14 protein-coding genes are annotated in these 12,454 nt (G+C 54.5%); all 14 read right to left on the bottom strand.

The window, feature by feature from the left end; all coding sequences use genetic code 11:
- Nucleotides 1–55: 55 nt before the first annotated feature.
- Nucleotides 56–1,489, bottom strand: coding sequence for a PTS glucose transporter subunit IIBC (gene ptsG, locus V1587_RS10865; protein WP_023311158.1), 1,434 nt, complete (start codon nucleotides 1,487–1,489; stop codon nucleotides 56–58).
- A 297-nt stretch (nucleotides 1,490–1,786) separates the two neighbouring features.
- Complete coding sequence (locus V1587_RS10860; protein WP_371897747.1) at nucleotides 1,787–2,581, bottom strand: metal-dependent hydrolase; 795 nt, start codon at nucleotides 2,579–2,581, stop codon at nucleotides 1,787–1,789.
- 10 nt (nucleotides 2,582–2,591) lie between these two features.
- Entirely contained in the window at nucleotides 2,592–3,596 is a 1,005-nt protein-coding gene (holB, locus tag V1587_RS10855; protein WP_371897748.1) for a DNA polymerase III subunit delta', read from the bottom strand.
- The gene (gene tmk / locus V1587_RS10850; RefSeq protein ID WP_134349841.1) at nucleotides 3,593–4,234 is read right to left on the bottom strand and encodes a dTMP kinase; all 642 of its coding nucleotides are present in this window, start codon (nucleotides 4,232–4,234) and stop codon (nucleotides 3,593–3,595) included. The genes holB and tmk overlap by 4 nt, the downstream gene beginning before the upstream one ends.
- Complete coding sequence (gene yceG / locus V1587_RS10845; protein ID WP_371897749.1) at nucleotides 4,224–5,246, bottom strand: cell division protein YceG; 1,023 nt, start codon at nucleotides 5,244–5,246, stop codon at nucleotides 4,224–4,226. Before yceG ends, tmk begins: the two co-directional genes overlap by 11 nt.
- Before the next feature lie 2 nt (nucleotides 5,247–5,248).
- Entirely contained in the window at nucleotides 5,249–6,058 is an 810-nt protein-coding gene (pabC, locus tag V1587_RS10840; protein ID WP_371897750.1) for an aminodeoxychorismate lyase, read from the bottom strand.
- A 120-nt stretch (nucleotides 6,059–6,178) separates the two neighbouring features.
- The gene (gene fabF, locus V1587_RS10835) at nucleotides 6,179–7,420 is read right to left on the bottom strand and encodes a beta-ketoacyl-ACP synthase II (protein ID WP_371897751.1); all 1,242 of its coding nucleotides are present in this window, start codon (nucleotides 7,418–7,420) and stop codon (nucleotides 6,179–6,181) included.
- 91 nt (nucleotides 7,421–7,511) lie between these two features.
- Nucleotides 7,512–7,748, bottom strand: a complete 237-nt coding sequence (acpP, locus tag V1587_RS10830; protein WP_003857954.1) for an acyl carrier protein — start codon at nucleotides 7,746–7,748, stop codon at nucleotides 7,512–7,514.
- Nucleotides 7,749–7,901: 153 nt separating this feature from the next.
- Nucleotides 7,902–8,636, bottom strand: coding sequence for a 3-oxoacyl-ACP reductase FabG (gene fabG / locus V1587_RS10825; protein ID WP_008500795.1), 735 nt, complete (start codon nucleotides 8,634–8,636; stop codon nucleotides 7,902–7,904).
- Between the two features lie 12 nt (nucleotides 8,637–8,648).
- Nucleotides 8,649–9,578: an ACP S-malonyltransferase gene (gene fabD / locus V1587_RS10820; RefSeq protein WP_371897752.1), complete on the bottom strand. Its 930-nt coding sequence runs from the start codon at nucleotides 9,576–9,578 to the stop codon at nucleotides 8,649–8,651.
- Nucleotides 9,579–9,593: 15 nt separating this feature from the next.
- Nucleotides 9,594–10,547 (bottom strand): beta-ketoacyl-ACP synthase III, encoded by a 954-nt coding sequence (locus V1587_RS10815; RefSeq protein WP_008500797.1) that lies wholly within the window; start codon nucleotides 10,545–10,547, stop codon nucleotides 9,594–9,596.
- A 6-nt stretch (nucleotides 10,548–10,553) separates the two neighbouring features.
- Nucleotides 10,554–11,588, bottom strand: a complete 1,035-nt coding sequence (gene plsX, locus V1587_RS10810) for a phosphate acyltransferase PlsX (RefSeq protein WP_059290957.1) — start codon at nucleotides 11,586–11,588, stop codon at nucleotides 10,554–10,556.
- An 80-nt stretch (nucleotides 11,589–11,668) separates the two neighbouring features.
- Nucleotides 11,669–11,842, bottom strand: coding sequence for a 50S ribosomal protein L32 (gene rpmF, locus V1587_RS10805; RefSeq protein WP_003857964.1), 174 nt, complete (start codon nucleotides 11,840–11,842; stop codon nucleotides 11,669–11,671).
- A 16-nt stretch (nucleotides 11,843–11,858) separates the two neighbouring features.
- Nucleotides 11,859–12,380 carry a 23S rRNA accumulation protein YceD gene (gene yceD / locus V1587_RS10800; protein WP_014883375.1) on the bottom strand — a complete coding sequence of 174 codons (522 nt, stop codon included), beginning with the start codon at nucleotides 12,378–12,380 and terminating at the stop codon, nucleotides 11,859–11,861.
- Nucleotides 12,381–12,454: the final 74 nt, after the last annotated feature.

Below are 12,454 nucleotides of genomic sequence, written 5' to 3'. Positions count from 1 at the left end.
CCGCAGGAATAAAAAAGGCAGCCATTCGGCTGCCTTAGTCTCCCCAGGTCACAACTTAGTTGCTGCGGATGTACTCATCCATTTCGGTTTTCAGGTTATCGGATTTGGTACCGAAGATTGCCTGTACACCAGAACCTGCAACAACTACGCCCGCTGCGCCCAGTTTTTTCAGACCCGGCTGGTCTACTTTCGCTACGTCGGCAACGCTCACACGCAGACGAGTGATGCACGCGTCCAGGTTAGTGATGTTCTCTTTACCGCCGAACGCTGCAACCAGTGCCGGAGCCATTTCGCTGGTCGCACCAGCTTTGCTGTCTTCTGTCGCATCTTCACGACCCGGAGTTTTCAGGTCCAGTGCTTTAATCAGCACGCGGAAGATGGTGTAGTAAACAACGGCATAGCACGCGCCCACGATTGGGAACAGCCACAGTTTGCTGCTGTTACCGGACAGAACGATGAAGTCGATCAGGCCGTGAGAGAAGGATGTACCGTCACGCATACCCAGCAGGATACAGATTGGGAACGCCAGGCCCGCCAGAATCGCATGGATAACGTACAGGATCGGCGCAACGAACATGAAGGAGAACTCGATCGGCTCGGTGATACCGGTCAGGAACGAGGTCAGCGCTGCGGAGATCATGATACCGCCCACTTTTGCACGGTTCTCTGGCTTAGCAGAGTGCCAGATAGCAATCGCCGCTGCTGGCAGACCGTACATTTTGAACAGGAAGCCACCAGACAGTTTACCTGCAGTTGGGTCGCCCGCCATGTAACGTGGGATATCGCCGTGGAATACCTGACCTGCTGCGTTGGTGAATTCACCAATCTGCATCTGGAATGGAACGTTCCAGATGTGATGCAGACCAAATGGCACCAGGCAACGCTCGATGAAGCCGTAGATACCAAACGCCACAACCGGGTTCTGGTAAGCAGCCCACTGAGAGAAGGTCTGGATAGCGGAGCCGATTGGTGGCCAGATGAAGGACAGGATCACGCCAGTGAAAATCGCTGCCAGACCAGAGATGATCGGAACGAAACGCTTGCCCGCGAAGAAGCCCAGGTACTCAGGCAGCTTGATGCGATAGAAGCGGTTAAACATATACGCTGCAATCGCACCGGAGATGATACCGCCCAGAACACCGGTGTCTGCCAGGTGTTTCGCAGCGATCTCTTCTGCCGGTAAATGCAGAACCAGCGGCGCAACCACAGCCATGGTTTTCACCATGATGCCGTAGGCAACCACTGCAGCCAGCGCAGAAACGCCGTCGTTATTGGTGAAGCCCAGAGCCACACCGATCGCGAAGATCAGTGGCATGTTAGCAAAGACAGAACCGCCTGCTTCGGCCATCACGTGTGAGACTACGGCTGGCAGCCAGCTGAAGTTAGCAGAACCGACACCCAGCAGGATACCTGCGATAGGCAGTACGGATACTGGCAGCATCAGCGATTTACCGACCTTTTGCAGGTTAGCAAATGCATTCTTAAACATAATTGAGAGTGCTCCTGAGTATTTGTGCTTTTTTTACGCTTTCACGCATTGGCCCGGGGGGAGTACCGTGCCGTGGACAGGACATCTAAGCGCCCTTTATTTATTACACAGAGTAAAATAATTCCCTCTGAGTTTGTTTGACGGCTATCACGTTTCAGCTTAAGGCGGTCGAAAAACTTTCAGTTATTTACAAAAAGCATGTCCGGATGTGTCTAAAAACACCCTCACCGCCCCAAATGAGGCGGTGAACTTTACTCGCTTTACTTATTAATTACGAGCCTAAAAAAAACAGGTGTATCAGACAGATTGCAGGCGGGCGGGGTCGATATGGAACAGCGTGGAGAAGTTTTCCGTTGTCACGCGGGCCAGCTCATCGATGCTGACGCCCTTCAGAACGGCCATGTACTCAGCCACATCTCTCGTCATAGCAGGCTGGTTCTCTTTACCGCGATGCGGCACTGGTGCGAGATACGGAGAATCTGTCTCCACCAGAATGCGATCGAGCGGAACATAACGGGCGGCATCACGCAGCTGCTCAGCGTTACGGAACGTCACGATCCCCGAAAACGAGATATAAAACCCCAAATCAAGCAGCTTACCCGCCGTTTCTCTGTCTTCTGTGAAACAGTGTAGTACGCCACCGCAATCCGTCACGTTTTCTTCCCGGAGGATCGCCAGGGTATCCGCACGCGCATCGCGGGTGTGGACGATAACCGGCTTGTTCAGTTCCCGGCCAATGCGGATATGGTTGCGGAAGGACTCCTGCTGGCGCGGTTTGGTTTCCGGCGTGTAAAAATAGTCCAGCCCGGTCTCGCCCATTGCCACCACGCCCTCTTCTGCGGCCAGACGACGCAAATCGTCAACGTCATATTCTTCATCCTGGTTCAGGGGGTGTACGCCGCAGGAGAACACCACGTTATCGCGGACGCCCACCAGCTCGCGCATCGTGCGATAGCCCGGCAGCGTCGTCGCTACCGCAAGGCAGAATTTCACATCGCGGGCGGCGGCTTTTGCCAGCACGTCATCCACGTTTTTATGCAGGGATTGATAATCCAGGCCATCAAGATGGCAGTGTGAGTCGACTAAAAACATAATGTCTCTCTCAGAGATGGGAAACCGGCGGTGTGACGCCGGGTTGCAGGTAGTGTTCAATACGCAGTAACTGGTCGGTCAGTAAAAGCTCGCGATTAAGACCCGTCACGGTTAAAAGCTGTTCTCGGCTCTGGCAAATTTCATGAAGCATCGCATGAAGAATCTTCCCTGAAAGGCGGTTCGCCAGCGTGTTCACCAGTGGCCACGCGTCCGGGTTGGTCAGCAGCGTTGCCCCTTGCTGAATTTTGAGTGCATCCAGCAGCAACGAGGCCAGCCAGTGCAGACGCTCAACGGCCCGATCGCTGTTAAGCGCAGGCAATACGCTTAGCCAGTCGTGGTTATTCAGTGCCGTTTCGACGGCCCGGCAAAGCGCTTCTCGCTCTGACCAGACGTCAGGTTGCAGCAATGCCAGCGCCGCCGCGGGCGCGCCGCTGCTCAAGCGCAAGGCGGACAGCGCGCTTTCAGGTGACGTTGTTACCTCTCGCTCCAGCCAGCTCAGCGCCCACGACTCCTGAGGCACCGCAAGGTGATGAAGACGGCAGCGGCTGCGCAGCGTCGCCAGCAAGCGTCCCGGGTCGCGGCACGAGAGGAAAAACCACGTTTTAACCGGCGGCTCTTCCAGGGTTTTCAGCAGGGCGTTAGCCGCCGCTTCGGTAAGCTGCGTGGCTTCTTTGAGCCAAACCACTTTAGCGCCGCCCAGCCGCGCGTGTTCATACAATTTTTCACTGACTTCCCGCACGGCATCGATACCCAGCGCGCTTTTCCCCTTCTCAGGTTCAAGGGTGTAGTAGTCAGGGTGCGTGCCCGCCTGCATCAGCTGACAGCCGCGGCATTTGCCGCAGCTCTTATGCCCTTCCGGCTGCTGACACATCAGAAAACGGGTGATGGCATAAATCAACGCATCATCACCCATCCCCGGCAATGCCTGAATCAGTAACGCATGATGCCCCCGACCCGCCTGATAGCTGCCGATCAGCTGTTCAAAGTGTGGGCGCAACCATGGATACCATTTCATGCCTGCTGCTCCTGCACCCACTGCGTCACGGTTTGCTGAATGTCACGCGTGACGTCGTCCAGGGATTGCGTCGCATCGATGGTACAAATTGAGCTGTCCTGTGCGGCCAGTTCAAGATAGCGCGCACGGGTACGGTTAAAGAAATCAAACGACTCTTGTTCAATGCGGTCCAGCTCGCCGCGAGCGCGGGCACGCTTGAGGCCCACTTCCGGAGTCACGTCCAGATAGAGCGTCAGGTCGGGGCGAAAATCACCCAAAACGGCATTACGTAGCGTGGCCAGCATGGTCTGGTCGATACCGCGTCCTCCGCCCTGATACGCCTGAGTCGACAGATCGTGACGGTCGCCGATCACCCACTTGCCGTCGGCCAGGGCGGGTTTGATCACCGTCTCAACCAGCTGAACGCGTGCCGCGTAGAACATCAGCACTTCGGCTTTGTCAGTGATAACTTCGTCGCCGACGGATTTGATATCCAGCACCAGACTGCGCAGCTTTTCAGCCAGCTGCGTGCCGCCCGGCTCGCGGGTAAATACCATGTCCGCCACGCCAAGCGCTTTGAGCGTATCCACCACCACGTTGCGAGCCGTAGTTTTACCCGCCCCTTCGAGTCCCTCAATGACAATGTATTTACTGCGCATTTTTTTCCTTAAGTGCCTTCAGATAGTCCTGAACAGAGCGATTGTGGCTGGCAAGGTTGGTGTTAAAGGTGTGTCCCCCTTTTCCATCAGCCACAAAATAGAGATACGGTGTTTTCGCTGGATGCGCGGCGGCTTTGAGTGACGCTTCGCTCGGCGTGGCAATCGGACCAGGCGGTAAACCGCTAATCACGTAGGTATTATACGCCGTTGGCGTCTCCAGATCTTTTCTGGAGATCTTGCCCGTATAGCTCTCGCCCATGCCATAGATGACGGTAGGGTCGGTTTGCAGGCGCATGCCAATGCGCAAACGGTTGATAAATACTGACGCCACCCGATCGCGCTCGGCGGCAACGGCGGTCTCTTTCTCGATAATCGAGGCCATGGTGACAAACTGGTTTTGATCTTTATAAGGTAAACCATCCATTCGCCCTTCCCAGGCGGCATCCACGGCGGCGACCATTTTTTTGTGCGCCCGCTTCAGGATCGCCACATCGGTCGTGCCGGCGGTGTACATCCAGGTATCTGGCCAGAACCAGCCTTCCACCCATTCGGGATGCTCAAACTTGAGCACGTCGGCCACCGTCTGGTAGCTGTCATCCTTCAGGGTATGTTTGATATAGGGCGCATCGCGCAGCTGTTTGAGGTAATCGCTCAGGCGCATCCCTTCCACAAACCGCAGGGGGAACTGGGCTTCTTTGCCGCTTTCCAGCAGCTGTAGCATCTCTCTGACGGTCATTCCCGGCGTAAAGCGATAGGTACCGGCTTTGAAATGTGACAGCTCAGGCTCCACGCGCAATAACCACTGGAATACCCGTGGACGATTGATAATCTTGTCGCCATAGAGCTGTTCCCCAAGCGCCTGGCGGCCGGTTCCCGCTTTCAGGGTAAAGATCGTTTCGTCTTTAACCAGGATCTTGCTGTCAGCCAGCTGGCGAACTTTCCATACGCCAGCTCCGCCAGCGACGCCCAGCGCAACGATGAGGATAAGGACAAAGCGCAACATTTTTTTCATGACTATCTGGTTTGCTCACATATCGGGGCTAAAAACTGAAACAGCTCGCGCGAAGACCAGCGTTGTTGGCCATACGCACGGACGGGTACAACAGGCATCAGCGCATTGCAGATGATGACTTCATCTGCGGTCTGTAACGCGGTTTCTCCTGCGCTAACTTCGACAACGCGAAAGCCAGAGCGTGCCAGCTGCTCCAGACAAAACTGGCGCATTAACCCATTTACGCCAGCGTGCTCAAGCGATGGAGTGAACACCTCTCTCCCCTGCCGCCAGAGTAAATTAGCCGCACAGCATTCCGTAATGAACCCTTCGCTGTCAAGAACCAGCGCCTCATCGGCGTCCGTCTGTTCAAGATGAGTACGAATGAGCACCTGCTCCAGGCGATTGAGATGCTTAAGCCCGGCCAGCATTGGGTTTCGTCCCAGTCGTACCGGGCTCAGCGTCAGCGTGACGCCGCCTTCTCGCCAGCGAGAGTAATGCGCGGGATAAGCAGAAACGGAGAGAATACGCGTAGGGTTGATACACGATGCGGCACTGTACCCCCGGCCACCACTGCCGCGGCTAATGATGACTTTGAGTACGCCGCTGTCCTTCCCGGTTGCCAACTGGCACATTTCCTGACGCAACGTGTCCCAGTGCGTAAAGGGGATCATTAGCTTTTCACAGCCATGCTGCAGGCGTCGAATGTGCGCCTCCAGCAGGCAGACATCGCCGTTCAGAATGCGCGCCGTCGTAAAGCAACCATCACCGAACTGTATCGCCCTGTCGCTGGCAGGCAGCGTTTCCTGCTCAAGGCCATTGATTAAAAACATGGTGGCTCCTTATGCGTGGGCGTTTAGTCTGGCAGCATGTCTTGCAGCCGACAAGAAGATTAGCCTTAATAAAAAAGGCCCGGCAAGCGGACCTTTTTAAAAGCTATCGGGACGTCAGGATCAGATCTTTTTGAAGATCAGAGAGCCGTTGGTGCCACCGAAGCCGAAGGAGTTACACAGGGTGTACTCCATACCGCTAACCTGACGCGCTTCGTGAGGAACGAAGTCCAGATCGCAACCTTCATCCGGGTTATCCAGGTTGATGGTTGGCGGAACAGCCTGATCGCGCAGCGCAAGGATGGAGTAGATTGACTCTACTGCACCCGCCGCACCCAACAGGTGACCGGTCATGGACTTGGTGGAGCTCACCATTACGCGGCTGGCGGACTCGCCGAAGATAGACTTAACCGCCTGAGCTTCAGCTTTATCGCCTGCTGGCGTAGAGGTGCCGTGTGCGTTCACGTAGCCAATTTGTGCTGGGGTAATACCCGCATCACGAATCGCGTTTTCCATCGCCAGCGCAGCACCCGCGCCGTTCTCAGGAGGAGACGTCATGTGATAAGCATCGCTGCTCATGCCAAAGCCAACGACTTCAGCATAAATTTTCGCACCACGTTTTTTCGCGTGTTCGTACTCTTCCAGTACGATCATGCCCGCCCCGTCGCCCAGCACAAAGCCGTCACGGTCTTTATCCCACGGACGGCTCGCCGCCTGCGGGTTATCATTACGGGTAGACAGCGCACGCGCCGCACCAAAACCGCCAACACCCAGTGGGGTACTGGCTTTTTCAGCACCGCCGGCAACCATAGCATCTGCATCGCCGTACGCAATAATGCGCGCGGCCTGGCCGATGTTATGTACGCCAGACGTACAGGCGGTCGCGATAGAAATGCTTGGCCCACGCAGGCCGAACATGATGGTCAGGTGACCCGCCACCATGTTAACAATCGTGGACGGAACGAAGAACGGGCTGATCTTACGCGGGCCGCCATTCATCAGAGATGTATGGTTTTCCTCGATCAGGCCAAGACCGCCAATCCCGGAGCCGATAGCGGCGCCGATACGGGTTGCGTTCTCTTCCGTAATCTCAAGGCCAGAATCCTGCATGGCCTGAACGCCAGCGACAATTCCATATTGAATGAAGGCATCCATCTTGCGCTGTTCTTTACGCGAGATGATCTCTTCACAGTTAAAATCCTTTACTAAGCCAGCAAATTTCGTTGCATAGGCGCTAGTATCGAAATGGTCGATTAGGCTGATGCCGCTCTGACCGGCAAGGAGAGCTTTCCAGGTGGACTCTACGGTATTGCCGACAGGAGACAACATGCCAAGTCCGGTCACAACTACACGACGCTTAGACACGTTTGTCCTCCAGGGAGGGATAAAAAAAGAGATTCGTGGGACTAAAAAAGATAAAACTCAGGCGGTCGAATGACCGCCTGGAGATGTTCACTTACGCCTGGTGACCGTTGATGTAATCAATGGCAGCCTGAACGGTGGTGATCTTCTCAGCTTCTTCGTCCGGAATCTCAGTATCAAACTCTTCTTCCAGAGCCATTACCAGCTCAACGGTGTCAAGAGAATCTGCGCCCAGGTCTTCAACGAAGGAAGCGGAGTTCACAACTTCTTCCTGCTTAACGCCCAGCTGTTCGCCGATAATTTTCTTAACGCGTTCTTCGATAGTGCTCATACTCTTAAATTTCCTATCAAAACTCGCTTTCGCGATGGTTTTCGTAGTGTATAAAATGTTGAAAAATTTGCAACTAAATCCCGGCAGTTCTTACCACGATTTTACGTTATTTTGAGGCCTTTTACCCAAATAACGCAAATTTTTTTATCGTGGTTAAACCATATACATCCCGCCGTTGACGTGGAGGGTCTCACCAGTGATGTAACCCGCTTCGTCAGAAGCTAAAAATGCAACCGCACTGGCGATTTCTTTAGGGTCGCCAAGACGACCCGCCGGAACTGCCGCCAGCGTACCCGCACGCTGCTCATCAGTCAGCGCACGCGTCATGTCCGTTTCAATAAAGCCCGGAGCAACAACGTTTACCGTAATACCGCGGGACGCAACTTCACGCGCCAGCGACTTACTGAAACCAATCAGACCTGCTTTCGCCGCAGCGTAGTTAGCCTGACCAGCATTTCCCATGGTACCAACCACAGAACCGACAGTGATAATACGACCATGACGCTTTTTCATCATAGCGCGCATTACCGCTTTTGACAGACGGAATACAGATGACAGGTTGGTTTCGATGATATCGTTCCACTCGTCGTCTTTCATTCGCATTAACAGATTATCTCGAGTGATCCCGGCGTTGTTTACCAGAATATCCACTTCGCCAAACTCTGCGCGAATATTTTCCAGAACAGATTCGATAGATGCAGGTTCAGTCACATTCAGTACCAGACCTTTACCGTTTGCACCCAGATACTCGCTGATGGCCTGAGCGCCATTCTCGCTGGTTGCTGTACCAATCACCTTCGCGCCGCGCGCAACCAGTGTTTCAGCAATTGCACGCCCGATACCGCGGCTTGCGCCAGTGACCAGGGCGATTTTTCCTTCAAAACTCATGGTATTCCTCTTTTATTGCGAGAGTGCCGCTGACATCGCTTCCGGCTCGTTAATCGCCGAGGCTGTCAGGGTGTCAACAATACGTTTTGTCAGGCCGGTGAGGACTTTACCTGGACCGACTTCATACAGATGCTCAACGCCCTGAGAGGCCATAAACTCAACGGTTTTGGTCCACTGTACCGGGCTGTAGAGCTGGCGAACCAGCGCGTCGCGGATAGCTTCCGGCGCGGTTTCGCATTTCACATCGACGTTGTTCACAACGGAAATCGTCGGTGCGTTAAACGTAATTTTTTCCAGCTCAACCGCCAGTTTTTCAGCAGCAGGCTTCATCAGCGCACAGTGCGAGGGCACGCTGACCGGCAGCGGCAGCGCACGCTTAGCACCCGCTGCTTTACAGGCCGCACCCGCACGTTCAACCGCTTCTTTATGACCGGCAATAACCACCTGGCCCGGCGAGTTGAAGTTCACCGGCGAGACAACCTGGCCTTCAGCGGATTCTTCACACGCTTTTGCAATTGCAGCATCATCCAGACCGATGATGGCAGACATGCCGCCCGTGCCTTCCGGCACAGCTTCCTGCATGAACTTACCGCGCAGTTCCACCAGACGTACCGCATCAGCAAACGCGATCACGCCGGCGCACACCAGCGCAGAGTATTCACCAAGGCTATGGCCCGCGAGCAGCGCTGGCGCTTTACCGCCCTGCTGCTGCCAGACACGCCACAGCGCAACGGACGCGGTCAGCAGCGCTGGCTGGGTCTGCCAGGTTTTGTTGAGCTCTTCGGCCGGACCCTGCTGGGTCAGCGCCCATAAATCATAACCCAGTGCATCAGAAGCTTCACGGAAAGTCTCTTCAATGACCGGATAGTGTGCTGCCATTTCAGACAACATCCCAACGGTTTGAGAGCCCTGGCCCGGGAACACAAAAGCAAATTGCGTCATTTTTTATTCCTTATCCTAGAAACGAACCAGCGCGGAACCCCAGGTGAACCCGCCACCGAAGGCTTCAAGCAAGACCAGCTGGCCCCGTTTGATTCGTCCATCGCGTACCGCTTCATCAAATGCGCACGGTACCGACGCCGCAGAGGTGTTGCCGTGACGATCCAGCGTCACTACAACGTTATCCATCGACATGCCCAGCTTTTTCGCGGTTGCGCTGATGATACGCAGGTTCGCCTGATGCGGCACCAGCCAGTCGAGGGCGGAGCGCTCAAGGTTATTCGCTTCCAGCGTTTCATCAACGATGTGTGCAAGCTCAGTCACCGCCACCTTGAACACCTCGTTCCCTGCCATGGTCAGGTAAATCGAGTTGTCCGGATTAACGCGATCGGCGTTAGGCAGGGTTAACAGTTCGCCATAGCTGCCATCAGCATGCAGATGCGTAGAGATGATACCCGGCTCTTCGGACTGCCCCAGCAGCACCGCACCCGCACCATCACCAAAAATAATGATCGTCCCGCGATCGGTTGGATCGCAGGTACGCGCCAGCACGTCAGCACCGATCACCAGCGCATATTTAACGGCACCGGATTTCACGTACTGATCGGCAACGCTCAGCGCATAGGTGAAGCCTGCGCACGCGGCAGCGACGTCAAACGCCGGACAGCCTTTAATGCCGAGCATGTTTTGCACCTGGCACGCCGCGCTTGGGAAAGCGTGCGTGGCGGACGTCGTGGCAACCACGATCAAACCAATCTGTTCTTTATCAATGCCCGCCATTTCGATAGCACGCTGTGCGGCTTCGTAACCCATGGTCGACACGGTTTCGTCTGGCGCGGCAATACGACGTTCACGGATACCTGTGCGCGTGACAATCCACTCGTCAGACGTATCTACCATTTTTTCCAGATCGGCGTTGGTACGCACTTGTTTTGGCAGGTAGCTGCCGGTACCTAAAATCTTCGTATACATGTACGCTCAGTCACTTTTAGCTAATACAGATTCCAGGCGAGCGGCAATCCGCTGAGGGACTTGTCGCTGCACCGCCTGCACTGCCTGTTCAATCGCGACAGCAAATGCTCGCTGATTGGCGGCGCCATGACTCTTAATCACGATGCCGCGCAATCCTAACAGACAGGCGCCATTATACTGGTCGGGGTTGAGGTGACTGAATCGCCGCGTCAGGCTCTTTTGTAACCAACGCTTCAATAAAATTAGCCACCAGGCGCTTTTTTTGCCTTCTCCCTGAGATTTCAGCAGAGAAAGAAACATGCGCACGACCCCTTCCATGGTCTTCAACGTTACGTTTCCGGTGAAGCCATCGCACACCAGAACATCCGTTTTACCCGTCAACAACTCATTGGCCTCGAGATAACCAATATAGTTGATGGAGGGAACCTGTTTGAGCAATTCAGCCGCTTCGCGAATGCTGTCCAGGCCTTTGGTCTCTTCTTCACCAATGTTCAGTAACGCAACACGGGGAGTGTTGATCCCGACCACTTCTTCTGCCAGCACCGATCCCATCACGGCAAACTGAGCCAGCATAGTACTATCACAGTCGACGTTAGCGCCCAAATCGAGCACCACCGTCTTGCCCTTCTGCTGATGCGGTAACACCGTTACCAGCGCCGGACGCTCAATACCTTCAATAGGTTTGAGCAGCAATTTCGACAGCCCCATCAGCGCGCCGGTATTCCCCGCGCTGACGCAAGCCTGAGCTCGCCCTTCTTTCACCAGCTCCAGCGCTATTCGCATAGAGCTGCCACGACTATTGCGAATCGCCTGCGAGGGTCGGGCATCACTGGCAATAACTGACTGCGCAGGAATAATCTGCAGACGCGAACGTTGTTCAAAGTCAGCTTTTGCGAGTAATGGCGTGATTGTGTCGGGATTGCCGACTAAAAGAAGTGTGAGTTGCGAATTAGAATTCAGTGCCTGCAATGCTGCAGGCACTGTCACGGAAGGGCCAAAATCGCCCCCCATGACATCTAACGCCAGGGTTAGACGTGTCAAGGTATCGTCGCAGCCTGGTTCGGTAAATTCCCCGTTTGCACGGGGAAATCCTCACTAAGCCTAATCACGCTTGCGCGTGATTACTTAGTGATAACCTTGCGGCCGCGGTAGAAACCGTCAGCGGTGATGTGGTGACGCAGGTGTTTCTCACCAGAAGTCTTGTCTACAGACAGGCTGGTAACTGCAGTCAGCGCGTCATGGGAACGACGCATGCCACGTTTGGAACGGGTTGGTTTATTCTGTTGTACGGCCATGGACCTTACTCCTCAATTACTTACGCTTTAAGCTGGCTAATACGGCAAATGGGTTTGGTTTTTGCGCTTCATCAGGCAGTTCCCCAAAGACCATGTCCGCCTCGGACACTTCACAGTGTTCAGAATCATGCACCGGAACCACTGGCAAGGTGAGGATAATTTCATCTTCAACCAGAGCCAGAAGATCGATTTCACCGAATTCGTTAACCTCAATCGGCTCATACGCTTCCGGGAGTGCTTCAGCCTGTTCGTCAGAACGAACGGGACTGAAACAATACGTTGTGTGAACATGCTGTACAAACGGTTTCCCGCAACGCTGGCACTCGAGCGTTACCGTCACCTTTGCATCACCGGTTAAAACGGCGAGACGCTGGTTGTCGATAGCGAACGACATGGAGCATTCTACATCACTGTCCACACTGACTACGGATTCGGCAATACGCTCAGCCTGATCGGAAGTATAGATACCTTCGTAATCGAGGCGTTTTTGAGCCGTACGAACCGGATCAAGAGTCAGGGGTAATTTTACCTTTTGCATAGGGCGCGCATATTAACTTTGTAACGTCATAGAGTCAAAGAAAAAGGCAACCAGAGCTGCCTTTTGCCAATTAT

The sequence above is a fragment of the Enterobacter sp. ECC-249 genome (assembly GCF_043965265.1).
Classification (GTDB): Bacteria; Pseudomonadota; Gammaproteobacteria; order Enterobacterales; family Enterobacteriaceae; genus Enterobacter; species Enterobacter quasiroggenkampii.
Note: the sequence above shows the minus strand (reverse complement) of the source record. Positions and strands in the feature narration are given on the sequence as shown.